The sequence below is a fragment of the Streptomyces sp. NPDC041108 genome (assembly GCF_055592645.1).
In genome coordinates, this window is the sequence record NZ_JBVIYK010000007.1 from 107,797 (window position 1) to 133,336 (window position 25,540).

Genomic DNA, 25,540 nt, shown 5'->3' on the forward strand with positions numbered 1-25,540 from the left:
ATCGTCCCAGGCGCGTAGGGGGCGGCGGCCGAATGGTCTGGTGACCCTCGGTGGTGGCTGCCCTGCCGCATTGGTTGTGGGGCTGTTGTGGGACGCCCGGAGATTGCTCTCCGGGGGTGGCACCGGCGTCGGCCGGTGTCTTCTCGCTTCAGCGCCCCTTGCCCGGGAGCCTTGCGGGCTTCGGGATTCCAGTGGCTCGGCGAGCGTTTTGGGTCTCCCCCCTATCGGAGGCGACCGTCTTGAGATGCCTGTGCGCCGCGTCGACGATGTTCGCGGTGCTGTTCTCGTGTCGGGGTACGACGGCCCCGCACGAGGGACAGTGGAACGTGTTGCACGATGGGTCGGAGCTTGGGTTTCGCTCCTTGCACTTCGCGCAGGTGCCGGTGACGGGCTCTCCTTGGTCGAGGACGAGGAGTTGCGAGCCGTACCAGGCGGTCTTGTATGCGAGCTTCTTGCGCAGGCTGCCCAGGCCGGCGTCCAGGAGATGCCGGTCGAGGCGGGCCTTGATCTTGACGTTCTTGCCCGGCTTGTCCCGGGTGCCCTTGGCCGACGCGGTGAGAGCGATGATGTCCAGGTCCTCGATCGCCACGTGCGTGAAGGCGGTGGCCAGCTTCTTGGACAGGCCGTGCAGGAACGAGGCGCGTCGCACCGTGATCTGCTGGTGGACGCGGGAGACCCGGGCGGTGGCCTTCCTCCACCGCCCCGACCCCTGTCGGCAACGGGACATCGCGCGCTGGGTCTTTGCGAGCTTGGCCAGGCTGTCGACGAGTAGAGGGGGGTGCTGTACGAGGGCGGTGGTGGGGTCGGCCGGGTCGAGGGGGCTGGACAGGGCGGCCAGGTGGTGGGAGCCGAGGTCGACGCCGACGATCCCGCCGCCGCGTTGGCGGGCGGTGGGGCGGCCGATCTGCTCGACGTGTCCGCCGTTGGCGGCGGCCTTCTCGGCCTGGGTGCGGCTCAGGTACCGGGTGCGAGTGCCGTCGTCGTGGACGTGCTCCCACAGCACGGGCACGTCCTGCTGCACCTTGGCCAGCACTGAGGCGTACCAGCGGTGGCCGCCGCGGGTGACGGTCACGGACTGGATGACCGCCCGCCCACGCTCTACGAGCCGCGCGAGGCGCTTGCCGGAGTCGTGGACGCGGATGCTGCCCAGGCCTGGCATCACCAGGCGCCGGTAGCCCTCCAGGCGGATGATCGGCCTCTTCACGTCGTGGAAGAGAGCGAACGATTCTGCTTGGTCCTTCTTCTTGAAGCGGGGGTATCCCTGGCGCTCGCCGGCTCGGCGGCCGGCGAGCGAGTCCTGCCAGTACTTCCAGGCGACCTGGGCGCGGTCGAAGCCGGAGGTGAAGCAGTAGACGTTGACCTCGGCCCACCAGGGGCTGCCGCCCTCCTCCTTGGGCAGATCCCGTTCCATCCGCCACAGGGCGCTCGTGTCGGTGGCGGTCGGCGTGCGGAAGCCGGCGCTGAACGCCTGGGCCTTGAGCGCGTTCACCGTGGCACGGCCTTCGGCCAGGACCTCGCGTTCACGGCTGGTACCGGCGGCGTCCGCGCGGACAGCGGCCAGTCGGCGGACGAGGGCCTCCTGCCCGGCCGGGGGCTGCATCGCGGGCAGCGGTGGCTTTCCGGCGACGGTGAGAGTGAGGCTCTTGCGGTGGTGGTCCCACACCTTGATGCGGTCGGTGAGCTCGGCGCCGTCGGCTTTGATCCGCTCCTTCGCCTCGGCTTCGCTCAGTCCCCTCTCGAGGTAGGCGGCCCGGCGGCCGGCCCATGCCTGATGGGCCTGGGTCTTCTTGGCCAAGGCGTAGTTGTAGGCCCACCGGCAGGCGCCGGCATAGCGGGACAGGGCGGCAAGCTCGGCATCGGAGGGGTCCAGGGTGAACCGGTACGCCCGCAACACCTCCGTTCCGGGCATGAACGTTCCCTCCCCACATGACTTCGTGACCCAGGTGATCACCTCGTTCCGTACTGTAGAAGGTGGGGAAAGCGGTGAGCCAGCCAGTGATCACGCGTATGGGCTCTTTCGGCATATGCCGAAATCGGGCCCCAGTGTTGCCGGTTGTGCTGATGGGGCTGTCGTGGTGGTGCGACAAGGAGGTCGGTTCGAGGGCCCGGTGGCCTCTTGTTGGGGCTCCTTGCCGTCAGGGCCGAGATGATCAGTCGCGTTGGGCCTCGCGGGAGCCGGGCCGTCCGCTCCTGCGGGAGTTTCGGCAGGTGATGCGGCCCTGGTCATAAGGGTGATCACGGCCCGGGTGACGAGCGATGCCGAGTGCTGGATGAGCCGTTCATAGTCGCGCGCGTGCCGACGGGCATGCATGAGCCAGGCGTGGGAGCGTTCGACGACCCAGCGCCGGGGCACAACGACGAACCCGGGGACGTTCTTCGGGCGGCCGTCGGTCTTGATCGTCAGGTTCAGGCAAGCCCTCGCCCAGGTCACGAGCTGTCCGGCACAGGCGGAGTCGGCCCGGACGATGGTGATCTCGGGGTGCATCAGCCGCAGCCGGAGCAGCACTTCCTTGGCCGCGTTGCGGTCGGTCATGTCGGCCGGGGTGACCATGACGAACAGCGGCAGGCCCTTGGTGTCCACGACCAGGTGGCGCTTGCGGCCGTTGATTTCCCTGCCGGCGTCGTAGCCGCGGGAGTCCTTGCCGACGGTGTCGGCAGCCTTGATCGACTGGGAGTCGACGACGGTGGCGCCCGCTCCGGGCGCCTTGCCCATCTCGCGGCGGATGCGTTTGCGGAGCTGGTCACGGATCTGTCCGATGACGCCGACGGCTGCCAAGCGGGCCATGAACCCGTAACACATGCGCCGGGGCAGGAAGTCCTTGTGCCGAGGACGGCCTCCACCATGACGAGGGCCCCCAACGGGGCCTGGCCGGACTCCAGTTCAGCGGCACCGCGCGAGACCGTGTCCTTCCGGACTCCGGCCGCAGCGGCGACGAGCCTGATCCCGCCATGCCTCAGCGACCGAGCTTCCCGCCCCCTCTCGCCAGGCGACGCCGACGCTCGTCCAGATGCGGCAACAACACCTGGACCTTCACGGCCAGGACGGCCACGCCCCCCTCCGGTCTCCCCGTACCAGAACAACGATCCCAGCATGACCTGTTGGCGGGGCCTGGCCGCCTGGAACGAGGCCGGTGTGTGGGACCAGCTGCACGTGGTGCTGAAGGAGCTGCGGTCGGCGAAGCGGCTGAACCGGTCTCGGACGGTGATCGACTCCTCCCCTGAGCGGGCGGCCCGCAGGGGCCCAAAAGCGGTCCCAGCCCGGTCTACCGCGCACGACCGGGCAGCAGGCATCACGCCCTCGTCGACGGGCGGGGCATCCCGCTCGCGGTGTCACTGGCCGGCGGAAACCGCAACGCCGTCGCCCTACTTCTGTCCCCGCTCGACAAGCTCCCGGCCATCGCGGACCAGGTCGGCAGACCGCGCAGGCGGCCGGACGCGCTGCTGGCCGACCGGGGCTACGACCACGACAAGTAACGCTCGGACAGTAACGGGCCGGTAAGCAGGGTCGTACGACGCCGCCACACCACCGGCTTTCCGGATTCACCTCGGAACACCGCCCGCCGGAAGCACCTCAATCAGGAAGGGCATTCCTCCACTACCGACGGATTACCGGGGCGCAACCGCGCCAGAAGCACGTGCCCGCGCCGTGTCACGCCCGCCGGAGCATCGACGACGTGCTCGAACAAGTGCCCCACGAACGACGAGACCTCAGAGGTCGACCAGTGCTGTGACCGGGATGGTTCACCGCGATCGGAAGGCGGCTCGCGGGACGAGCACACGCGAAACGGCTGGTATTACTGGAGCATGCAGGAAGAGACCGCACGCTCCGCGATCGACACGTTCATCTCCGCGTTCAACACCTCGGACGACAGCTATGTGACTGCCCTGCTCTCCCAGGCCCTGACCTCAGACGTGGTCTTCTGGGGGCCGTTGGGCCGCAGCGAAGGAATCGCGGCGGTCGAGCGGTTCGTGCTGGACATCCGGCGCCACCCAGCGGGGACCGGCACGATGGTGCGCTGCTCAGCGGTGGACATGCCTGACGAGTGGGCCCGGTACAAGTGGGTCTTCACCACGCCGGACGGAGGCCCCCGCCTGGCGGGAACGGACGTCGTCCATCTGCGGCGGAGCCTCATCGACCAGGTCATCGTCTTCGCGGGGGAGATCGAGGCGTCCGCCTCCTGAGTCATCCTTCTTCGGTGTGGGGGGACCGGCGGTGCTCGGGGGAGGTCGATACAGGCCCGGACGGCGGTGCCGGCGACGCTGCGCAGGGCCCTGCCCGTCTTCGACCGGTGCCGGTCCCCCCGACTGCGGTGCCGTACGGTTACCGGGCGATGGACGACTGGTCGGCGCTGAAGGTGCGCATCATCTTCTGGGCGCGGGGGCCGACGGCGCGTGATGTGGTTCCTCCCATGCCGCGCGGCCCCCTCCTGATGTCAGGTGGCGCGCTTCACGTGGCGGACCAGCCACATCAGCAGGGCGTCCAGGTCGGCGGCGGACGAGAGGACCCGGTCGACCGCTTCGGGGGTGTGCAGCCACTCCTCGCAGCCGAGGGGACGGGCGGCGATCAGCGAACGGTGGCGCAGCAGGCCCGTACGGGAGTGGTCCGTCGGATAGCCGCGCGGGGGGCGTTTCATCACGTCCCCGGAGATGTCGTAACCCTTCTTCCGCACGTCCTCGACGATGGCGGACAGTTCGCGGCCGCTCCCCTCGGAGGCCACGGCCATCCGGAACATCTCCACCTGGCCTGGATCGGGGTACCACCAGGCACCCTGGATCCGCAGGCCGTCCAGGTCGAACCGCAGTCCGATCTCGATCTTGCGGCCGAGCCTGATCACCGCTCCCTGGTGCTGCCACCACCAGGAGTCGGTGCGGTAGTGCCAGACGGAGAAGTCCTCGTACCGGGGGTCGGTGTCCGCGACCTCGTTGAGCAGGGCGATCATCGGCTGCCGGACCAGGCGTTCGCGGTCCGCGCGGTAGCGCTCGCGGGTCGCGTGGGTCGGTTCGCCCTGGAGTTGCCACAACACGTCCATGGCCTGCTCCGGCCAGCCGGTGAACTGTCCGCGCATGCACGGAGGATAGCTCACGCACGATCCGCGCGCGGGCGGAGTGAAAGGAGCGGGAGGATGTCGCTGCGTCGTGCGAGGTGGGCGAGGGCGGCCGCGCGGGCGGATACGGCGGGGACCGGACGGGTGTTGTGGGGGGGCACCGTGGGCAGGCGGGAACTGGTGCGCCGACCCAGGCACACCAGCCGCGCAGCGGGCCCGGCAGCGCCATGCCCGCCTCGCCCCGCGACGTCAGCGACGTCTCCCCCCTTCCTCGACCGGAGCCGTCCCGGGCGGTGCCCGCCGGTCCAGGCTGTCGCCGGTTACGGGGTGTACGGGGCGTCGCTGTGGTGGAGTTCCACCATGGTGGGCTCGCTGACTTCGTACACAGCGGTACGGGTGAGGGTGACGACGGCCGCCGGATCGTCGTCGCCGCGAGTCCGGTAGACGACGGTCACCTGTCGTGGTGCCCCGCCGGACGGGAAGTCGATGGAGACCACAGGCGTACGGTCGCCGAGCTCGGCGACGGCCGCGGGGACGGGGGTGCCCCCGTCGTTGCGCCAGGTCACCAGCGTGTAGAACTTTCCGGTGCCGCCGGTCGAGATCTTCAGGGCTCCCACGGCGTCGGGCGCGCCGTCCCCGGTGATGTCACCGATCGCGCACTGCGGTTGCAACTCGATCACGACACCGTCCGCGCCCTCCCAGCGTCCTGCGCTGAGGGCGGCTCCCGAGATGCCGTATCCCTCCAGCCCTCCGCCGTCCAGAGACGCGGTCCGCAGCTGCTCGCAGGTCAGGGCCTTGGCGCCGCCGGCTGCCGTACCGCTCGGCTTCGGGGACGGCGGCGCGGTGGGGGTACCGGGTGTCTTCGCCGGGCTGTCGGGCGTCTTCGTCGGTGTGGCGGTCGCCGGCTTCGACGTCTTGTCCGGCTTCCCGCTCACGGCCGCTTCCCCCGCAGCCGAGTCCTTCGGCCCGCAGGCCACGACCAGCCCCGCGACCATCCCCGCGGCGGCCATCTGGGACACCCGTCTCGCCCAACCCCTGGATCGGTTCACTCGTCACTCCCCGTCGCACCTTGGCCCGGCATTCCCGCTGGGCAGGAGCGGAGACGTGGACGGGTGGGGGACGGTTGCACCGAGTTGTCCCTGTTCTGTAACTCCCGGCCCCTGCCCAGCGGAGCGGACGGGGCCGGCCCAGCGGCTTCAGCCGCGTCCGATCAGGCCGCCGACGCGGCGGGCCTTTCCGCCTGCACGCCGCCGATGAGGGAGGGGCATGGACTGAGTAGGCGTACTCATGTCCGCCGGAACACGGGCTGACAGCCTTCTGACATGACGCGTGGCAGAGGCGCACTGACGGCACTTCATCTCCTTCTGGTCTGGGCGACGATGGCGGCCGCGGTGCCGATACTCGGATTCGGACTGCTGATGGCGGGCTGGGGCGGCGGCGCGGGGGCGGTCGCGTCTGCCTTCGCCCTGGGCGTGCCGCTGACGGTGATCCTGCTGGCCACGGCCGGCCTCCCCGCGCGGAGGGTCGTGCCGCTGTGCGAATCCACGCCGCGTCGATTCGGCTGGGCGGTCCTGGTGTTCGTCCTCGGCACCGTCGGCGTCCTGGCCGGCCTGGCCGCCTACGGCGGGGAGGTCGACCTGGGGAGCGCCGGCATGCGGATCGCGCTGACCGGAATGCCGTACGCCGTGGCCGCGGCGTTCTTCGTACCGAGCCGGTGGGTGCGGCTGGGGGCGATCGCCGTGCTGGCGGCATGCGTGGTCTACGGGGGTCTCGTCGGTCCGGAGCAGGCGGAGCGGCGTCGGCACGCTGCCGAGGTCGCGGGGTACCGGGAGCGTCCGGAGCTGCTGTATGTGGGGAGCACCCCGGCGGGGATGCGGGTCTCCCATGCCGTGGTGGGCGGCGGCCAGTTCAGCGTCGACTACCTCCCGGTCGAGCCGGGCCGGGGTGGATACGTGAACCTGACGGTTCGCTCGCCGCACACGCCGAAAGCGACATGCGCTCTGCTCGTGCAGAAGGACGTGGCGTGCACCGTGGACGAGCGCGGCGAGATCCGGGTCGCCAGTGCTCTCCCCGACGACGGCCACCACATCAGACTGATCCGCGGGCACCGCGGCGCGGAGGTCGAGGTCTCCAGCCAGTCCCTCGACGAAGCCGGCCTGCGCCACCTGCTGGACACACTGCACCCGCTGTCCGACGAGGAACTGGAGAACATGATGCGAGAGAAGACGATCAGCCAGGGATCCTGAGCGCGCGGCCTGCCGAGGGCGGGCGTCCGCTCCCGTCTCAGCCCGGTTCGGGGGGAATGCCTGCGCGCGCCCGATGGTCTTGCCGTCGGTACTGATCGGATGAGCGGGTTCGCTGTACTGGAGGAGGAACTGGCGAAAGGGCCGGCGGCACACGGCCGGGAGGACCAGCGGTGGATCTGGAACGCTTCAGGACGCTGATCGGCCGCCGGTTCCAGGTCGGTTGCTCGATCGCGGGGGTCTGGCGGCTGCTGCACCGGCACGGATGGTCCTGGCAGAGCCCGTCGCGTCGCGCGCTCAAGCGCGACGAAGCCGCCGTCGGGCTGTGGAAGAAGGACGTGTGGCCGCGGGTGGAAGCACCGCGGCGGCACCTGCGGGCGGGGCTCGTCTTCGAGGACGAGGCCGGGTTCGCGATGGCGCCGCCGGGGGTTCCGTTCCCGCCCCCACGAGCCACACCTGGACGTTCCGGCCGGTCAGCGACTGCTGGAGATGTTGGTGGCGGGCGCCGGACCGGAGCCGGGCCGGGGCCTGGTGTGGCGCTGTGTGCGGCCCGGCGCCGCGTAGGCGAGGTGCACGAGCCGGGAGTGTTCCTGACGCATGTGCATGAGGGACTCCAGGATGTACCCGACGAGCAGGACGAGCACGGCGATCGTCATGATCGCGGCGGCGAGGATCGCCGTGGGGATGCGCGGCACGGTGCCCGTGCGGACGAAGTCGGCGATGACGGGGATACCGAGGACGACCGAGACGAGGGCCAAGAGCCCCGCGGCCACGGCGTGGACGAGTGAGGGCCGCTCGCGCCGGGCGAGATCGAGGATGACCCGCAGGATGCGCCAGCCGTCCCGGAAGGTGTGCAGCTTGCTCTCGCTCCCGGCCGGCCTGACCCGGTAGTCCACCTCCACCTCGGCCGTGGGGAGCCGGAGGTGGAGCGCGTGGACGGTCATCTCGGTCTCGGTCTCGAACTGGCGGGCCAGCGCCGGGAAGGATTTGACGAAGCGGCGCGAGAAGACGCGGTAGCCGCTCAGCATGTCGGTCACGTCGTTGCCGAACAGGGACCGCACCGCGCCCGTGAGCAGCCTGTTGCCGGTCGCGTGCCCCGCCCGGTAGGCGGCGCTGACCGTTTCGCGTCGGGCGCCGACCACCTGGTCGTACGGTCCTTCGAAGAGGAGGTTGACCAGGTCGCGCGCCCGGGACGCGTCGTAGGTGTCGTCACCGTCGATGATGAGCAGGGCGTCGGCGTCGACATCGGCGAAGGCTCGCCGGATGACGTTGCCCTTTCCCTTGCGCAGTTCCTCCCGGACGATCGCACCCGCCTCACGGGCGACCTCGACCGTGCGGTCGGTCGAGGCGTTGTCGTACACGTAGATGTCGGCCTCGGGGAGTGCCATCCTCAGGTCGCGCACCACCTTGCCGACGGTGGCCTCCTCGTTGTGGCATGGCACGACACACGCGATCGTCGGTTGCACGGCGCTCCTTACCTGACCCGGCGTCGGATTACGATACGAAATAATGCGTTATGGGCGCGTCCGAGCGGTCGTGGCGCGCCGGGTCGTTACTCTCGCCGTGTGCTGGTCCTCGTATCCATGACGCTGCGTGTGCGTGACGCCGTACGGGGTGTCTGGCGCGAGGCCGCCAAGTTCGGGGTCGTCGGGGCGCTGGCCTTCGTGGTGGACAACGGCGGCTACAACCTGCTGGTGTTCGGCCTTCCAGGCGGCGCCGAGGGCGGGGTGATGCGGTCCGCCCCCGTGCGCGCCTCCGTCGTCGCGACGGCTGCCGCGGCACTCTTCAGCTGGGCGGGGAACCGCTACTGGACCTACCGCCGTCAGCATCGCGAGAACATGACGCAGGAGCTTGCGCTGTTCCTGGTCGTGAACGCGGCCGGTGTCGCGATCACCGCGGGCACGGTCTTCGCCTCACGGCATCTGCTCGGACTGGAATCGATGGCCAGCGACAACGCCGCCCGCGTCCTCGGCTGGGGCCTCGCCACCCTGTTCCGCTTCTTCACCTACCGGCGCTACGTCTTCGTCGCGCCCTGATCCGTACGGCCCGGTCGGCGCTGTTAACATCCGCCGCATGGGACAAAACATCCGTATTCAGGTCGAAAGGCGCTGGAACTGGTGGCTGGCCGCAGTTGCCGTGGCGTGTTGCCTGACCACGACCGTCGTCTTCGTCCCCGGATACATGAGTCCCGACAGCATCGACCAGCTACGGCAGGCCATGGGCAGGACGCCCCTGACCGACTGGCATCCGCCCGTCCTGAGCCTGGTGTGGCGCGCGCTCATCGCCGTGACCGGCACGCCCGCGGCCATGGCCGCCCTCCAGTCCGTCGTCCTGTGGGGCGCGCTGTGGGTGCTCGCCCGGTGCGTCTGGGAGCTGACCGCCAGCCGTGCCGGTTCGCTCGCCGTTCTCGGCCTCGGACTGACTCCCCCCGTACTGACGTTCGTCGGCGTGGTGTGGAAGGACGTCCACGCGGCCTGCGCGCTGCTGGCGGCCTGCGCGGTGGCGTTCGTCGGACTGCGGCTGCGGGACCGCGGCCTCTCCGCCAGGACGCGCTGGGGTCTGCTCTGGCTGGGCGTGCTCTTCCTCTCCTACGCGGTGCTCGTGCGCAAGAACGCCTTCCTCGCGGCGATCCCGATGTTCGTCCTGCTCGTCCTCGCGCTGTGGCGCTCCCCCGGGCGCCGCACATGGGCCGCGTGCACAGCGGCGCTCGTGGCCGCCGTCGTCCTGCCCGCCGCCGCGATCTCCTTGATCGCACGGCCCGTACAGACGGATCAGGGCGCGCAGATCATGCTCGACGACCTCCTCCACGTCCTGACCGTGGAGGAACTGCGGTCGGCCGACGTCCGGCCGGACCTGCGGGACCGCCTGGTGGCCGCCGCCCAGGAATGCGAGCGGGTCGGCGCCCTGACGGACGCCTACTGGGCCTGCTACCAACGCCGGGCGGACGGATTGACGCGGGACGCGGACGAGCTCACGTCCCTGTGGCTGCGCGAGATGCGCGGACACGCCTCCGGCTATCTCCAGTACCGGCTGCGGGTGTTCACCGCCCTGCTCTTCGAGACCGGATACCCGTACCAGGCGGGGGTCTTCCCCAACGACCTCGGGATCGAGGTGGCCCGCCCCCGACTGGAGGCCACCCTCGCCTCGTACGTCAACGGTGCGGCCACCGATCTGAAGCCGCTCTTCCGGGGATGGTTCTGGGTCGCCGTCGCGCTCGTGCTCGCCGTCCGCCCGGGCCGCGGGACGTTCTCCCTGCCGATCCGCGCCCTGGGCATCAGCTCGCTGGCGTACGTGCTCGGCTACCTGCCCACCGTGCCGGCGACGAACTACCGCTACGTCTACTGGCCCGCGCTCGCCTGCGCGCTCGGTCTCGTCCTGCTCTGGCTGGACCGCGGCAGAACGGGCCGGACCACAGCCGGCTCCGGCGTCCAGCGCGGCAGCGCCGCGGTCACCGTCCCCAGCGCCGTGACGGCACATCAGCCGGCTCCCCCCGAGGATCGGCCTGCGACGTGATGACCTCTCACCCGCGTGTGCCGGGGGGCGTCCGCACGGGCGTTCGTACGAATCCCCGCTGCCCATCGCACTCCCTCACCGCCGGTGCGACCGCGGCTCCAGCGCCTGCTCGACCCGCCGGACTCCATCCCGATCGGGCGCTCGGCAAACTCGGCATGCTCCTCCCGGAGAGGCAGGCGGCCGCTCGGAGTTCGTGGTGATGCCACCACGCGAAGCAAGCGGCGGCTCGGCATCGGCCTGCCAGACAGACGATTCTGCGTGCCTGGTCACGACCGTTGAACCGGCCTTGGTGGGCTGCGCTCACCAAGTCGCCCGACACCCTGGCCCCGGCCATCGCACGAAATGCCCCTCGCCCTTCGCAGCCGATCGGCTGTGCAAGCACTCGCGCAGGCTGTCCGCGCAGGCTGTGGGTCAGCCAATGGGAGGAAGACCCCATGCGTCCTGGAGAGCTGTCTGCACGTCCTTCCCGAGAACCATGTGTGTCATGCCGCCTGGCAGGGTGGGCAGCTCAGCCCAGTGAGTCACGGTTTCGGCGCTGGTACGACCGTGAGGCAAACGGACGATCCCATCGGAGTCGACGAAGCAGTCGCCGTACTCTGTCCCGTCCTCACTCCAGTGCCGAGTCGTGAAGTACATCGGGCGCACCAGCCAGAACTCCTCCCCCATGGCCGCATCGGACTCAGCGCCGCTGTCAGCCGGGTACCGACCCGTGATCGCTGCTGCCACCGGTGTACCGCTCCGAGGCAGTCTGTCGCGTGCGTCCACCCACGTCACCACGGTGTTCAGATTCGTCATCTCCACCCTCGCTCAGGCACTCGGTAAGGCGCCCTCTGCCCGTATGCCGACCCATCGGCAAGGGCAGTGCCCCGACCTGCACCCAGCAAGACCGCTCGGCCCTGCGCGAAGGTTGCTCGACACGGAACGAGCACAGCACCGAACGATCCGCGACTGCTCCGTCCACGCTCCAGGCCTGCGCGACCCAGCGGCCGGACCGAACAGCACCGCACATCCAACCGCCCCACCAACCAACTCGGCGCGCGGAAGGGGGCGCTCATCCGGCTGAACGCGCAGGCCGAAGCGGAAGCGTACGAGACGTCCGCCCGGCTGCCGGGCAGAGAGGGTCCGGCGATGCTGCTGACGCCGCACCAGGAGAAGGGCGCGGATCAGAGGTTCTGCACGAGGAGTACCGGGAGGTCTTCGACACCGCAGCCCGCCGGGCCAGTGACGCCCACGGCCAGTTCCTGTCCGAGCGGCGGGTCCGCGACCAGCAGACCCGCAGCGTCGCAGCTCAGCGCCCGGCACGACCGCTGAAGATCATCCAGACGCATCGACACCGGCGCCGACGACCTCAACTCCGACTTCTTCGGCGCGGATGTCAGCAGTCACCGTCCGTTGCCGAGGCGGAGCCCTCAAGCCGACAGGACCTGCGAAACCGCGGGCACGGACAGGCGGTGGGCCTCGCGGACGGGCAGCACGGGCACCTGGACATCCGTTCGGGGCGCTGGACAGGCGCCCCGAACGAACGAGGATCAGACGGTGGGGACGACGCCGCTTTCCTCAATGACGATCTTCTTCTTGGTGGCGCCGGAGGAGCTACCGAGTGCCTCGATCGTCTTGACGATGTCCTCTCCCTCGACGACCTCGCCGAAGACGACGTGCTTGCCATCGAGCCACGGGGTCACCACCGTGGTGATGAAGAACTGCGAGCCGTTGGAGTTCGGACCCGCGTTGGCCATGCTCAGCAGGAACGGTCGGTCGTGCTTGAGCTGGAAGTTCTCGTCGGCGAACTTCTGCCCGTAGATGCTCTTGCCGCCCGTGCCGTTGCCGTTGGTGAAGTCGCCGCCCTGCAGCATGAACTCGGTGATGACCCGGTGGAAGGGCGCACCCTTGTAGCCGAAGCCGTTCTGGCCGGTGGCCAGCTCGCGGAAGTTGCGGGCGGTCTTCGGCACGACGTCGTCGAACAGCCGGAAGACGATGCGGCCGAGGTCCTCACCGTTCGCGGAAACCTGGAAATATACGTTCTCACTCATGGCAGCGATTCTCCACCATGGTTTCAGATCCGCGTGAATCGGCGTCGGCGCCGTCACCTCCAGGAACCACGGTCGCCTCCCGCGCCGGTCGGGTGAGGCAGCAGCCGGGAGAGCCTGAACAGTGACGCTGGTACGGCCCGGGCCGGCGGCCAAGGTCGGTGTGCACGGCGCCCGGGACAGCTCCGGCGGGCAGGGCAAGCTGCTCTACGTCGACAGCATCGTCGTGCACCCCCGTTACGGCAAGGGCGAGGCCGGTTACGACCTGGCCCTCCTGCAAAGGAGCACGCCGGTCGAGGACAGAGCCCCCATCTGCTCTACGGCACCTCCCCGATGGTCCCGCGCGGGGCGCCTGCGGGACTCCGGGGTCGTCGGATCGGTCAGGACAGGATCTCGACGTACCCGTCGGTCGCGTGCACCCGGATCCGCTGCCCGTCCCGGATCAGGCGGGTGGCCTGTTCCACGCCCACGACGGCCGGCAGTCCGTACTCCCGGGCGATCACCGCGCCGTGGGTCATCAGCCCACCCACCTCTGTCACGAGGCCCGTGATCCCGACGAAGAGCGGCGACCAGCTGGGGTCGGTGTAGGTGGTGACCAGGATGTCGCCCGTCTCGAGGTCGGCCTCCGCCATGTCGAGGATCACGCGGGCCCTTCCCTCGACGACCCCGGCCGAGACCGGGAGACCGGCCAGGGCTCCGGCCGGTACGTCGTCGCGTCGGTATGCCCCGGTGAGGGCCTCGCCGTCCGAGGTGAGGACCCGGGGTGGCGTCAGCGCGTGGTACGACCGGAACGCGTCCTTGCGCTGCCGGATGAGCCCGTCGTCCACCTGGTTCGAGCGCGAGACCTCGTGGAACTCCTGGAACGTGAGGTAGAAGACGTCCTCCTCCGCGGCGAGCACACCGGCTCGGACGAGGCGTTCGGCCTCCCTCAGAAGGGCCTGCTTGTAGAGGAAGTAGCGGCTGATGATGCCGTACTTGGGGTACTCCCGGTATCCGATGAAGGCGCGGACCTGGTCGATCATCCGCTGCGTCTCGTCGGCCCTGCGGTCACCGTCCGGCAGAGCCCGCAAACGAGACACCACCTCCGCCGCCTTCTTCCGCGCCTTCTGCCGGCCCTCCTCGAAGCGCCGCTCGGCGGCGCCGGGCTCGATGTTCCTGACGTTGTCGAGGATCACGGGCACGAGCGTGGTGGGGCGCTCGCTCCAACGCGGTCGTGTGATGTCGATCTCGCCGACGCACCGCATGCCGTACCGGTCGAGGTACGCCTCGATGGCGTCGCGCGCCTCGGCCCCGCCCGGGAGTCGGCCCAGCTCGTCGAGGAAGTCCTCGTCCCGGACGCCCTGGAGGAACGCCACCACCTCCGGATACGGGCGGATCACGTCCGCGACGTCGAGCAGCGCCAGTCCCATCTCCGACGTGACGTTGTCGGGGGCGGACAGCGTGAGCGTGTCAGCCGCGTTCTTCTCGCCCAGCCACTCCTGCAACCTGTCGTTGAGCCACCAGGTGCCCTCCATCGCCACCATGATCGCCCGGATGTTCAGCGGGTCGCTGAGGATGCGCTTGTGCTCCTCGAATGCCTCTGACAGGAAGTCGAACAGCGCCGGTCCGCTCTTCGTGCGGATGTCACGCTCCAGGGCGGCGACGGAGGCCCGGCTGCGGCCGATCAGTTCGGCGACGACGGACGGGTCGGTGTCGGCCGGGTCGAACTCACCGCCGACCGGCGGTCGGCCCGGAGTCGTATCCGGCAGCGATGCCACGAAGTCGTCTCGCTGGAGGACGGTCTCCAGCGCGTCCCTGGTCAGTGGATCACCCCTCCCGATGACGTCCAGGAGACCGGCGCGGCTCGCGGGCGCGGCCAGACGCGGGGTGACGTCGACGAACAGCCGCCCCCCTGCCTCGTGCATCGGGACCATGGCCGTCAGCCGCCACATGGACAGTCCCAGGGGCTTCATGGGGTCCGTCATCATCTGCCCATGACCGACGGAGACATAGACGTGGTTCTCCCGGTCGCCGGTCTCTGGGACGGGGACCGGGAACAGCGTCGTGATCGGCCGGCTCTGGACGATCCGGAAGTCGCCGTCGACCAGGCACCATTCGATGTCCTGCGGACGGCCGAAGTGCGCCTCGATCCGCCGCCCGATTCCGACGAGCCGCACCGCCTGCGCATCCGTCAGCGCCGGCTGCTCCTGCCGCTGCGGATCGACGGCCACCTCTCGCGTACCGCCGTCCGGCAGAGCGTGCAGGGCCCGGCGTTTGGCGGCGATCGTCCGCGTCACGACTTCGCCGTCGCGCACCTTGAAGACGTCCGGGTTCACGAGGCCGGAGACCAGGGCCTCACCGAGGCCGAAGCCGGCGTCCACGGTGGCGACCTTGCGGTTGCCGGTGACGGGGTCGGCCGTGAACAGGATGCCGGACGCCTCGGGGAAGACCATCTGCTGCACGACCACGGCCATGTGCACCGTGCGGTGGTCGATGTCGTTGCGTCGGCGGTACACCACGGCGCGCTCGGTGAACAGCGAGGCCCAGCACCGGCTGATGTGGCGGAGTACCGCCGCCGGTCCCACGACGTTCAGATACGTGTCCTGCTGGCCGGCGAAGGACGCCGTCGGAAGGTCCTCCGCCGTCGCGCTGGAGCGAACGGCGCAGGCGGTCCCCTCGCCCAGCTCGGCGAGCGCGGCGGCGATCGCATACGCCAACTCGTCCGGCACGACGACCCCTTCGATGGTCCGGCGGATCTCCGCACTCAGCGTGCGGATCGCCTCCCCGTCCTCCGGGTCCAGACGCGACAGTTGATCGAGCCGTTCGTCCATCGACGGCACCTGCGCCATGATCTGGCGGAAGGCGTCCGTCGTCACACAGAATCCGGCCGGCACTCGGACACCCTCGATCCGCGACAGCCCGCCGAGGTTCGCGCCCTTGCCGCCGACGGCCGCGACCTGCTTCTCGTCGACGTCGTGAAGATTCCACACGTACGGCCCGTTCATCGGCGTGCCTCCGCAGCAGTCGTGTCCCGTCGTCGCACCGCACCGTCCGATCGCCTCGCCGGCGCGGACGGTCCCGACGGCCACTCCGTTCCCACCGCTGGTCCGACGTCATCGCGTCCCCGGTACGTCGACAACACACGCACGTCAGTGCCCTCATTTCCGCAGCTTGTGGCTTCGGCCGACGATTTTGCGGCATCACCCGGGCCTTGCCGCAAGCCCCCAGGTGCGCTATACGTTGAGAAGGGTAAGGAGAGGACTCCTTACCCTCGGCCATGTCCGGGTGACGATCCGGGGCAAGAGGTCGCGCGACGTCGACCCGGAGCAATGGGACCAGGTCGCCGCCCATTTGAGGGAAATCACGCGCCTCGCCTTCCCGGTGGGCACCAGCAGGCGCATACCGGCACGGGCCAATGCGGCGTCAGGCGGGGTGCGGGGCTCGACTCCAGCTGTCATCTCCGGTGCCGACGGCGCGGCCAAAGCCAGGAGTGCGCACGGCTCCCCACTGATGCGGTTCACGGCGCCTCCCGTGCCACCGGGGCTCCAGGGCTCCAGGGCTCCAGGGCTCCAGGGCTCCAGGGCTCCAGGGCTCCAGGGCTCCAGGGCTCCAGGGCTCCAGGGCTCCAGGGCAGGGTGAGGCCGGCGGTCACCGCGTCGAGGTCTCGACGCAGGGTGCTTGTCTTCGCTCAGGGTTCACCGGAAAGGTCCAGCACAGACCTGACGGACGGTCACTCTCCGCTGCAGGGCGGGACGGCGTACACCCTCTCGCGCGATTCCCTGGCTCTTGCAAGCAAACGCCGCAGTGGCGCTCCGCGACCCACCCCAAGATCTGTGCCAGAGCCCAGTCCTCACTGACAGGGCAGCCGGCCGACCTCGGCTTCTACGTCGAGACCTGCGAGGAGAACGACCCCGAGCGCCGCGATCCCGTCAACGGGCGCGTGTATTAGCGCCGTTCACGCCATGACGAGCTGCGAGATCAGGGATGATGATGCGATGAATGCTGACATCTTGGGCGGCCGGCCGGACCCGGAAGGGAGTCTGAAGCGGCAGCGGGCGCGCATGAGGTGGCCGGTGTTCGCTGCGGCTGAGGGCTCGGGGTGCCGTTCTCGTGCCCACTCGACACCTCGTCCGCCCACCGGCCGTCGGTCTTCCCGCAGACACTCCACCTGTCGATCCGTCACCTCCTGTCAGCCTGTTCCAGACCGTCCCTCAGTGCAAGGAAGTACGCGTGAGCGCAATCGGCTCCGGCGGAAGAGTCCAACCGGCCCGTCCCGGCGATCCCTCCCGTATAGGCCCCTACCGCATCGTCGGTCGTCTCGGCGCGGGCGGCATGGGCACGGTCCACGCCGGGGTCACCTCCGACGGAACGCGCGTTGCGGTCAAGGTGATCCATCCCGAGCAGGCGCAGGAGCCGGAGTTCAGGGCCCGTTTCGCACGTGAGGTGGCCCTGTCGTCCCGGGTCACCGGCCCGTATCTGATTCCGCTGCTCGCAGCCGACACCGAAGCGGCGACCCCGTGGCTGGCCACCGCCTACGTCCCCGGCCCGACCCTGGACCAGCACGTGCACGAACGTGGGCCGCTCTCCGAAGGGAGCTTGTACGCTCTCGCGGCGGCCACCGCGCAGGCACTGGCCGCCATCCACGCCGTCGGCGTGGTGCACCGCGATGTGAAGCCTCAGAACGTCATTCTCACGCCCGCCGGCCCCCGCGTTCTGGATTTCGGTATCGCGCACGCCTCCGACGGCACCAGTGTCACCCGTACCGGAGTCATGACCGGGACACCGGGCTGGATCAGCCCCGAACAGTACCGCCAGGGCACCACGGGCCCGGCGGGCGACATGTTCGCGTGGGGAGCGCTCGTGGCCTACGCGGCGACCGGAAGGCTGCCCTTCGGCGCCGGCCCACCCGATGTGGTCGCCTTCCGCGTGATGTCGGGGGAACCGGACCTGGACGGCGTCGCCGCGTCCTTGCGCCGGATCCTTGACAAGGCACTGTCGAAGGAACCGGGGGACCGTCCGACGGCCACCGAAGTGGCACAGCTGTGCGGGGCGTTGCTGGCTTCCCAGGCGACCCAGGTCGTGGGCGTCCACGCGCTGCCGACCCAGGCCGGGGACGTGGTCGCCCAGGTCTGGGATGTGCCGGCCGGAGAGGACCCGGTATGGCAGGCGCCGCCGGGCCGATCGACCAGGCGACGGGTGGGCGCGGTGGTCGTGGCGGCGGCATTGATCGGCGCCCTGGTCGGCGGAGTGACGGCCCTGCTGCCCGACACGTCCGATGGCGGGAAGAGCGGGGCATCGGCTTCACCTTCCGCGCCCGCCGGGTCCGGGCCGCGGGCCGTGAAATCCGATGGGGCGGATACCGCGGCGGAGCGGGGCAAGGTCGTGAGCGACGGCGCGGCGAGTGCGGTGAGCTGGGCGGAAGCCCGTACGGCTCAGGGGCAGGGCGAACACGACGTGGCACGCTCCGTACTGCACGACCAAAGTGTTCTGTCCGGGGAGATGAGCGACGTCGGGCTCTCTACGGGGAGCGTGACGTTCCATGAGGCACGCCGAGAGGTCTACTTCTCGTACAGCCTGGACACCGACGCGCACGGAACGCTGATCGCCGAGACCGAGATCGCGAGAGCGATGTGCTTGTCGTTGCGCGATGTGGTTCTCAACGTCCACCCGGATCTGCCGTATCGCACCTACGTCACGGTGCGCGAGGAGGTCGGCCGCGGCCCGCAGGTGACGTGGCAGGAGGACTTCGTCGCCGACGAACGGTGTCGGTCGGCCGCCGAGGACGGCACAGCGCAGAGCGACGGCACCGAGGCGGAGTCGGAATGGGAACCGGACGAGAACGGCCTCGGGGAGGCGATGGTCCCCAGTACCGACGGTGACGAGATCCGGGTTGCGGACCGCGCCGCCAAGAAGGTCATCGAGCGGAGCAACGAGATGCGTCCGACGCTCGGCACCGGTCAGGTCCTCGGCCACGATGAGATCAAGGTGGGCTTCGACCCCGCGCACTCGGCCATGTACGTGTGGTCGGACTACCTGATGTGGAACCAGGGGCAGGTCGAGAGCTGGGCCGGCATGGCCGCGGGTGAGGCATGCCGTGCTCTGGTGAAGCAGCGGCAGAACGCGGGCTCGGGCTGGCCGTACACGCGCTACGCCGTGGCGGAGATCGGCGGTTCGGGCTATCTCATGATCCGTTGGGGCACGGCCACCACGCTCGCCGACTGCCCCACCTGATCGGGGAAGGGGGGAGGAGGCGAGGTCGACTCGCGGCACGGTCGAAGCCTTCTCCCTTCTGATGCCGGTTCGCTCGGAGAAGTGTTTCGGTGTGACAGGTTCCGTCGCCAGCGGCAACGAACGCGTCAGCGGCCGGCCGGACGCGTTGTGGTCGAAGCAGTCCGAGCGGACGGCGTCCGGAGCGCCGCAGGCCAGGATGTCGGCGGGGTCGCTCGGCGCAAGGATCACCCGAAGTCCTGGGCGTGGTCGGCGCCCACTGACGGAACGTGCGGGCTGCCCCCTCCGCCAGGTGAGGTGGGAAGCGGCTCACCGTACGGCTGTCCGCTGCTTCCTTCCGCCCCTGCCGGTGAGCCTACGTATTCGATTACGTAGTTCTACTGGCGCCTGCGGAAGGCCGCGTTGGGAGACTCGCCCCATGAGGTTCCCGAGGGAGTCGTGGTGTCACGCCGGGGAGCCTGCTGCCTTCCTCCCGGACAACTGTCGCCAGCGGTTCGACGGGTTCGGGTAGCGAACGCTGTCCAGCCCATAGAGCCCAGTTGAACATTGGAGAGTCTCCGTTGGTTTCCAAGACCCGTGTCCTTCTGGGCATGCTCGTGCTGCTGGCGCTGGCCGGCGGCGCCATCGCCCTGCTCGCGGCCGTGAAGGCCGATGCCACCTGGTTCACGATCGTTCCGCTCGGCATTCTGGTTACCGGCGCGTCCGTCGTCCAGTCGCTCGGATGGTTCAACAAAAGAAGCGGGTGACCGGCCTGGCGGCCGGGAGGGCACACAGTTGTCCTGCAGCGCCCTGCTCAGGGCAACAGCAGGCGAGAACTGGCGCGCCGCAGCCCACCCGGCCGGTCAGCCACGCCACCGCACTGCGACCTCTACCGTCCGGGGACTCCGGCACCCCGAAGACATCAAGGTCACCCCGAAGGCCGACGGGTCCTGGTACTGCTCCTCGGTCCACGCGGGCGACCAACGCGGCACCTCACAGCTCCGGTCCACGGTCGAGGCGGTCCGGAGGTGACCTCACCCCCCGGTGCCTCCGTGGTTCAACGACGCCCGCCGAACTCCCAGTCGTGGACCTCGATGTCCGCATACCGGTCCGCGGTCAGGACGGCTCGTGCCGTGTCCGCGTCCGGCGCCCTGAGCAGCACCGCCGTACCCAGCCAGGTGCCGCCGTCGTCGGACAGCAGCGGCCCGTACGCGACCAGTTCCTCCTGGTCGAGCGGCAGGGCGAGGTCGGCGGCCGGGCCCTCGCCGAGGCCGAGCACCAGGTACCGGTTGCCGTCGGACCGGCCGCCGGGGAAATCCCACATGGTGCGCCCCAGCACATTGCGCCACCGGCGGAGCAGCACGTCCCGGTACGCGCCGGCCTGGTAGTTGGGCTCGTCGAAGGCGAACGCTCGGGCGGCGGCCGGATCGGGCAGGTCGACGATGTGTACGCTGCCCGTCGGTGTTTCACCATCATCGGCGAAGGTCGGGCCGCGAGCGATCAGCTCCTTCGCGTACCGGTCCATGTAGGACCAGTGCTCCTCCACCAACTCCTCGCGCAAGGCGAGGGAGCCGGGCCGATCACGGTGGTAGCAGAAGAACTCCATGGCCACAGACCCTTCCCCATCAAGGGCACCATCTCAACTGGCTTTCGGCGCCGGCGACCCCGCGCTCCGAGCGAGCCAGATCGGCAGACGACATCCGACTGGAACAGGGCAACCTCAGCCTGACCTCCGCCGCGGAGAAACACGAGGCCGAACTCGAAGCCTCGCCGGAAGCCGACCGCCGGCTGACGAGGGCTGTGATGGCTGTGAACCAGCGCCTCAACGGCTGTACCGGGCCGCGCCGTTCGACCCGGCTCGGTACAGCCCCACTGCTTTCATCCGTTCGACCGGGAACTCGGTGAGGGGGATCACCTCCTGGCAGAGGATCTATCTCGCCAGCGGGATCACCCTCCCCTGTGCCAGTACTGCACTGCTCCCGCGATGAACCGGTGGGCCCGTCCGTACGCAACGAGAACGCTTCGCCGGATCGCACCTCTAGTCGGTCATGGACGGTCATGGGCGGTCATGGACAGCCGTGAACGGTCGAAGACCGCCCCTCAGCTGTCCCGAAGACCGACCGCCAGCGTCAGTTCAAGGACCCGGTGCGGCGATGCGAGATCCGGAAACAGCTCCCGCAGCTGCGCCATCCGGTACCGGACGGTCTGGGGGTGGACGAACAACGCCGCCGCCACCTCGTCCCGCCTGCCCTGGTGCAGCAGCCACGCCCGCAACGTCTCCTCCAGCCGCCGGGCGGTCGCGACAGGCAAGGTCCGCAACGGGGCGAGGGCTCGGGCACGCAGGTCTGCGAACGCGTCCACGTCGGCGCTGAGCACCAGCTCGGGCAGATGCTCCTCGGTGTCGCGGATGTCGGAGGAGAGGGAGCGCGCGCGTACGGCTCGTGCGTACGAGGCGGACGCACGCGTCCATGGCCGGGCCGGTCCGACCACGGCGCTGCGGTCGGTCAGCTGCCTCAGGAGATGGGCTCGGTCGGCATCGGGGACGAGCAGCACGCCGACGGAGTCCGGCAGATCGTCGAGGACGAGGGTGCTCGGGTCGAGCATGCGCCAGGCAGGCCGGGCCTGGGCGGCGGGCAGCAGGACCGCGGTCAGCGAAACCGGAGGCTGCCACCCCGCCCGTTGAGCGGAGGCCAGCAGCACGTCCGGGCTCGCGTCCGCGAGGAGGTCGCGGACCAGTTGTTCCAGGTGGCGCTCGTGAGCCCGGCCCCGGGCCGCCAGTTCGTCGGCATGGCCCGCGGCGCTCGCGGCGGAGAGCTCGTCGATGTAGGCGAAGGTCAGCTCGGCGAACTTGGCGACCTCGGCGGCGGGCAGACCTGCGGGTACGGCTCCCGCTGCCAGGCATCGCCAGGCCACCCGGGCGCCGACGCGGTAGGCGCCGAGCAGGGCGTCCATCGAACGGCCGTCGCGCACCTCGCCGCGGCCCAGCTCGTAGGCCGCGTCACCCGCATCGCCGCCCGTGGCGTTCCCGCTCGCGAGGTCCAGGTAGTGCCCCAGGGCGGTGCGGACGGCTCGGCGGATGGTGCCGCCCATCCGGCCCGAAAGAGCGTTGGCGTAGGGAGGGACCTCGTCGATGATCGCCTGGACGACCTCGTCGGCGGTGGTCCTCAGCGCGGCGCGGAGTGCGGTGACCGTCGTCTCATCGAGGGTCAGTTCGCTGGCCCTCCGGACTGCATGACTCACGTCTTTGTTCCTTGCGAACAATTCAGCCGACCAGATTCACATCCTGCGGACAGGACTTTACACCCTGTGGCGCATCAAGCTGGAGCCATGACGAGTGCAACCCTCCGCAGTGGGGCGTGGAAACTGCTGGAGATGGTCACGACGCCGCTGCTGCCGTCGGACTACCTCGACCTGGTCAGCCCGCTGCGCGCGGGCGGCGACCTGCGTGGGCGCATCGAGGCCGTGCACCCCGAGACGGGTGACGCCGCGACCATCGTGATCAGGCCGGGACGGGGCTGGCGCGGCCACACGGCCGGTCAGTACGTGCGGATCGGGGTCGACGTCGACGGGGTGCGCCTGTGGCGTGCCTACTCGCTCACCTCGCCGACGAACCGCCGGGACGGCCGCGTCACGATCACCGTGAAGGCGATACCGGACGGCAAGGTCAGCAACCACCTTGTCCGCAGGGCGAAACCGGGCACACTGGTCCAGCTCGACCAGGCGACCGGTGACTTCGTGCTGCCTGAGGCCAAGCCCGCCAAGGTGCTCTACGTGACGGCCGGCAGCGGCATCACCCCTGTGATGGGCATGCTCCGCGACACCGAGTTCGACGACGTCGTCATGGTCCACTCCGCGCCGCAGCCGCACGACGTGATCTTCCGCAACGAGCTGCACGACCTGGTCGCGGACGAGAAGCTGCGTCTCACCGAGCTGCACACCGACACGGACGGCATGCTCGACATCACTCGTCTCGACGAACTCGTGCCCGACTGGGCCGAGCGCGAGACCTGGGCCTGCGGGCCCGCGGGCCTGCTCGACGCCGCCGAGGAGCACTGGAGCGAGCACGGCGTCCGAGAGCGCCTGCACACCGAACGCTTCCGCCCCAACGTCGTCGTCGCCGACGAAGGCGGCGGTGGCGCGGTCACGTTCAGTACCACCGGCAGGACCGTCGACGCGGACGGCGTCACGCCGTTGCTGAACGTCGGCGAGGAAGCCGGCGTGCTCATGCCGTCCGGGTGCCGCATGGGCATCTGCTTCGGCTGCGTCACGCCGCTCAAGGCGGGCGCCGTCCGCGACCTGCGCACCGGCGAGATCACCGAGGCCGAGCCGGGCGTCCTCATCCAGACCTGCGTGTCCGCCGCGGCGGGCCCCTGCGACATCGAACGGTAGGAGCACCTTGACCGCCATCGACCCCACCGCCCACCTGACCGCGGAGCAGATCGAGGAACTCGGCCGCGAGCTGGACGCGATCCGCGACGAGGTGATCGCCAGCCGTGGTGAGAAGGACGCCGCCTACATCCGCAAGGTCATCTCGGCGCAGCGCAAGCTCGAGCTGGTCAGCCGGGGCGTGCTGCTGTTCTCGATCTTCCCGCCCGCGTGGCTGATCGGCACCGCCGGTCTGTCCGTGGCGAAGATCATGGACAACATGGAGATCGGCCACAACATCCTGCACGGCCAGTGGGACTGGATGCGGGACCCGAAGATCCACTCCACCACCTGGGAGTGGGACCACGTCTCGCCGTCCGAGCAGTGGAAGCACTCGCACAACGAGCTGCACCACACGTACACCAACGTGATCGGCAAGGACAACGACCTCGGCTACGGCATCATGCGCGTCGACGAGGACCAGAGGTGGTACCCGTTCCACCTCGGCCAGCCGCTGTGGAACTTCATCAACGCCTGCTTCTTCGAGTACGGCATCGCCGCGTACGACCTGGAGCTCGGCAAGAACCTGCGCAAGCGCCGCCGCAAGGATCCGGAGTTCCGCGCGCGAGCCAGGGCAGTGGGCCGCAAGATCCGCAAGCAGGTGCTCAAGGACTACGTGATCCACCCGCTGCTGTCGGGCCCGTCGTTCCTCCCCACGCTCGCCGCCACCTTCACCGCGAATCTGGTCCGCAACATCTGGACCCACTCGGTGATCATGTGCGGGCACTTCCCCGAGGGCGTGCAGGTCTTCGAGCGCCGGTCGATCAAGGGCGAGACACGCGGCCAGTGGTACCTGCGCCAGATGATGGGCTCGGCGAACATCAGCGGCAGCAAGGCCATGCACTTCATGACCGGCAACCTGTCGCACCAGATCGAGCACCACCTGTTCCCGGACCTGCCGAGCAACCGGTACGCCGAGGTCGCGGTGAAGGTCCGCGCGCTGTTCGAGAAGTACGAGCTGGAGTACGTCACCGGGCCGCTGCCCAAGCAGGTGTTCTCCGCGTGGCACAAGGTCTTCCGGCTCTCGCTGCCGAACAGGAAGCCCAAGGTCAGGACGCCGGACCGTGAGCAGGAGCTCGTCGCGGCCTGATCGCGGTATCGGTTCGGATCATTCGGCCGTACCGGCGGCACCGCGGCCTTCAGGGAGATCCGTTACGGACACCGCCTCGTACAGACGGTCGAGGCGGGCGCGGTGCGCCGGGTTCAAGTCGAGTTTCTCCGCCATGAGGTTCTCCTCCAGGTGATCGATCCGGGCGGTGCCAGGGATCGGGAGGATGACGGGCGAGTGGCCGAGGAGCCAGGCGAGCGCAACCTGCGTGGGGGTGACGTCGAGTTCGGTCGCCACGGAGGCGACCTCGGCCTTCGCTCCTGACTCGCCCCAGGCGACGGGTCGCCACGGCAGGAACGCCGTCCCTGCCGCTTCGCAGGCCGTGAGCACGGGTTCGTGCTCACGGTCGAGCAGGTTGTATCGGTTCTGCACGCTCGCGATGTCGACGATCTCCCGCGCCTGGTCCAATTCGTCGACGGTGACCTCGGACAGTCCGATCCGGCCGATCTTGCCCTCAGCCTGCAGGTCCCGCAGTGTGCCGACCTGATCGGCGAGCGGCGTCTCGGGGTCGATGCGGTGCAGTTGCAGAAGCTCGATCCGTTCGACGCGCAACCGGCGAAGCGCCTGCTCGACCTGCTCCCGCAGGACGGCCGGCCGCCCGTCGAGCTTCCACTCGCCCGAGGAGCCCGATCGGGCGACGCCGACCTTCGTCGTGATCAGCAGTTCATTCGGGTAAGGGTGCAGGGCCTCAGCCAGGAGTTCCTCATTGGCTCCCTCACCATAGAGATACGCGGTGTCGATCAGCGTGACACCCAGCTCGACGGCTCGCCGGGCGACCGCGAGAGAGGTCTCGCGGCCGGGGCCCGGTTCCGTCGGCAGGTGCATGGCCCCGAACCCCAACCGCCGTACGTTCAGATCTCCACCGATGCAAAACGCGGTCGATGTCACGTTGACGTCTTCCCCCTCGCTGAAGCGACAACGCTAACAGCGCAGTTGGCCACGACACGCGTCCACCGGCAGACACCGTCCCCCGATCCGAACGCAGCCACCTGA

The 25,540-nt window shown here is 69.5% G+C and carries 19 protein-coding genes and 3 pseudogenes; 10 read left to right on the forward strand and 12 right to left on the reverse strand.

The annotated features are described in order from the left end of the window. Positions 1–148: 148 nt before the first annotated feature. The 3 genes and pseudogenes from ACZ6BB_RS21125 to ACZ6BB_RS21135 all read right to left on the reverse strand — a co-directional run. Positions 149–1,909, reverse strand: coding sequence for an RNA-guided endonuclease TnpB family protein (locus ACZ6BB_RS21125; protein WP_471616686.1), 1,761 nt, complete (start codon positions 1,907–1,909; stop codon positions 149–151). Positions 1,910–1,999: 90 nt separating this feature from the next. After that, positions 2,000–2,818 (reverse strand): annotated as a pseudogene (locus ACZ6BB_RS21130) (transposase); the annotation flags it as partial. A 35-nt stretch (positions 2,819–2,853) separates the two neighbouring features. Further along, positions 2,854–3,050: pseudogene (locus ACZ6BB_RS21135) on the reverse strand (ISAzo13 family transposase); the annotation flags it as partial. 277 nt (positions 3,051–3,327) lie between these two features. On the opposite strand from ACZ6BB_RS21135, the gene ACZ6BB_RS21140 reads away from it, so the two are divergent. Next, positions 3,328–3,474, forward strand: a complete 147-nt coding sequence (locus ACZ6BB_RS21140) for a hypothetical protein (RefSeq protein ID WP_471616687.1) — start codon at positions 3,328–3,330, stop codon at positions 3,472–3,474. A gap of 330 nt (positions 3,475–3,804) precedes the next feature. Then, a complete protein-coding gene (locus ACZ6BB_RS21145; protein ID WP_471616688.1) occupies positions 3,805–4,182 on the forward strand; it encodes a nuclear transport factor 2 family protein in 378 nt (125 codons plus the stop codon). Positions 4,183–4,433: 251 nt separating this feature from the next. On the opposite strand, the gene ACZ6BB_RS21150 is transcribed toward ACZ6BB_RS21145, so the two are convergent. Together ACZ6BB_RS21150 and ACZ6BB_RS21155 are read right to left on the reverse strand one after the other, a co-directional pair. Continuing rightward, a complete protein-coding gene (locus ACZ6BB_RS21150; RefSeq protein ID WP_471616689.1) occupies positions 4,434–5,066 on the reverse strand; it encodes a DUF2461 family protein in 633 nt (210 codons plus the stop codon). A 299-nt stretch (positions 5,067–5,365) separates the two neighbouring features. Next, positions 5,366–6,055, reverse strand: a complete 690-nt coding sequence (locus ACZ6BB_RS21155) for a hypothetical protein (protein WP_471616690.1) — start codon at positions 6,053–6,055, stop codon at positions 5,366–5,368. A gap of 312 nt (positions 6,056–6,367) precedes the next feature. Between ACZ6BB_RS21155 and ACZ6BB_RS21160 the strand changes: the two genes are divergently transcribed. Both ACZ6BB_RS21160 and ACZ6BB_RS21165 read left to right on the forward strand, forming a co-directional pair. Further along, a complete protein-coding gene (locus tag ACZ6BB_RS21160; RefSeq protein WP_471616691.1) occupies positions 6,368–7,291 on the forward strand; it encodes a hypothetical protein in 924 nt (307 codons plus the stop codon). 108 nt (positions 7,292–7,399) lie between these two features. Next, positions 7,400–7,713 (forward strand): annotated as a pseudogene (locus ACZ6BB_RS21165) (helix-turn-helix domain-containing protein); the annotation flags it as partial. Between the two features lie 48 nt (positions 7,714–7,761). Here the strand turns inward: ACZ6BB_RS21165 and ACZ6BB_RS21170 are convergent. Continuing rightward, positions 7,762–8,754: a glycosyltransferase family 2 protein gene (locus tag ACZ6BB_RS21170; RefSeq protein ID WP_471616692.1), complete on the reverse strand. Its 993-nt coding sequence runs from the start codon at positions 8,752–8,754 to the stop codon at positions 7,762–7,764. A gap of 99 nt (positions 8,755–8,853) precedes the next feature. Between ACZ6BB_RS21170 and ACZ6BB_RS21175 the strand changes: the two genes are divergently transcribed. Together ACZ6BB_RS21175 and ACZ6BB_RS21180 are read left to right on the forward strand one after the other, a co-directional pair. Further along, positions 8,854–9,324 carry a GtrA family protein gene (locus tag ACZ6BB_RS21175; RefSeq protein ID WP_471616693.1) on the forward strand — a complete coding sequence of 157 codons (471 nt, stop codon included), beginning with the start codon at positions 8,854–8,856 and terminating at the stop codon, positions 9,322–9,324. 37 nt (positions 9,325–9,361) lie between these two features. Further along, positions 9,362–10,801 (forward strand): hypothetical protein, encoded by a 1,440-nt coding sequence (locus tag ACZ6BB_RS21180; protein ID WP_471616694.1) that lies wholly within the window; start codon positions 9,362–9,364, stop codon positions 10,799–10,801. Between the two features lie 411 nt (positions 10,802–11,212). On the opposite strand, the gene ACZ6BB_RS21185 is transcribed toward ACZ6BB_RS21180, so the two are convergent. The 3 genes from ACZ6BB_RS21185 to rph form a co-directional block, all read right to left on the reverse strand. Next, positions 11,213–11,596 (reverse strand): AQJ64_40280 family protein, encoded by a 384-nt coding sequence (locus ACZ6BB_RS21185; protein ID WP_471616695.1) that lies wholly within the window; start codon positions 11,594–11,596, stop codon positions 11,213–11,215. A 734-nt stretch (positions 11,597–12,330) separates the two neighbouring features. Then, positions 12,331–12,831, reverse strand: coding sequence for a peptidylprolyl isomerase (locus ACZ6BB_RS21190; RefSeq protein WP_471616696.1), 501 nt, complete (start codon positions 12,829–12,831; stop codon positions 12,331–12,333). Positions 12,832–13,208: 377 nt separating this feature from the next. After that, positions 13,209–15,812 (reverse strand): rifamycin-inactivating phosphotransferase, encoded by a 2,604-nt coding sequence (gene rph, locus ACZ6BB_RS21195; protein WP_471616697.1) that lies wholly within the window; start codon positions 15,810–15,812, stop codon positions 13,209–13,211. Positions 15,813–17,037: 1,225 nt separating this feature from the next. Between rph and ACZ6BB_RS21200 the strand changes: the two genes are divergently transcribed. Together ACZ6BB_RS21200 and ACZ6BB_RS21205 are read left to right on the forward strand one after the other, a co-directional pair. Next, positions 17,038–19,038: a serine/threonine protein kinase gene (locus ACZ6BB_RS21200; protein ID WP_471616698.1), complete on the forward strand. Its 2,001-nt coding sequence runs from the start codon at positions 17,038–17,040 to the stop codon at positions 19,036–19,038. A gap of 587 nt (positions 19,039–19,625) precedes the next feature. Beyond that, the gene (locus ACZ6BB_RS21205) at positions 19,626–19,781 is read left to right on the forward strand and encodes a hypothetical protein (protein ID WP_471616699.1); all 156 of its coding nucleotides are present in this window, start codon (positions 19,626–19,628) and stop codon (positions 19,779–19,781) included. A 290-nt stretch (positions 19,782–20,071) separates the two neighbouring features. On the opposite strand, the gene ACZ6BB_RS21210 is transcribed toward ACZ6BB_RS21205, so the two are convergent. Both ACZ6BB_RS21210 and ACZ6BB_RS21215 read right to left on the reverse strand, forming a co-directional pair. Further along, positions 20,072–20,620: a YciI family protein gene (locus ACZ6BB_RS21210; RefSeq protein ID WP_471617002.1), complete on the reverse strand. Its 549-nt coding sequence runs from the start codon at positions 20,618–20,620 to the stop codon at positions 20,072–20,074. A 494-nt stretch (positions 20,621–21,114) separates the two neighbouring features. Next, on the reverse strand, positions 21,115–22,254 hold the full coding sequence (locus ACZ6BB_RS21215; protein WP_471616700.1) for a PucR family transcriptional regulator: 1,140 nt from the start codon (positions 22,252–22,254) through the stop codon (positions 21,115–21,117). An 87-nt stretch (positions 22,255–22,341) separates the two neighbouring features. Between ACZ6BB_RS21215 and ACZ6BB_RS21220 the strand changes: the two genes are divergently transcribed. Beyond that, positions 22,342–23,403, forward strand: coding sequence for a ferredoxin reductase (locus ACZ6BB_RS21220; protein WP_471616701.1), 1,062 nt, complete (start codon positions 22,342–22,344; stop codon positions 23,401–23,403). 7 nt (positions 23,404–23,410) lie between these two features. Further along, positions 23,411–24,529, forward strand: a complete 1,119-nt coding sequence (locus tag ACZ6BB_RS21225; protein WP_471616702.1) for a fatty acid desaturase family protein — start codon at positions 23,411–23,413, stop codon at positions 24,527–24,529. An 18-nt stretch (positions 24,530–24,547) separates the two neighbouring features. Here the strand turns inward: ACZ6BB_RS21225 and ACZ6BB_RS21230 are convergent, their stop codons facing one another. Continuing rightward, positions 24,548–25,435 carry an aldo/keto reductase gene (locus ACZ6BB_RS21230; protein ID WP_471616703.1) on the reverse strand — a complete coding sequence of 296 codons (888 nt, stop codon included), beginning with the start codon at positions 25,433–25,435 and terminating at the stop codon, positions 24,548–24,550. Positions 25,436–25,540 lie beyond the last annotated feature (105 nt).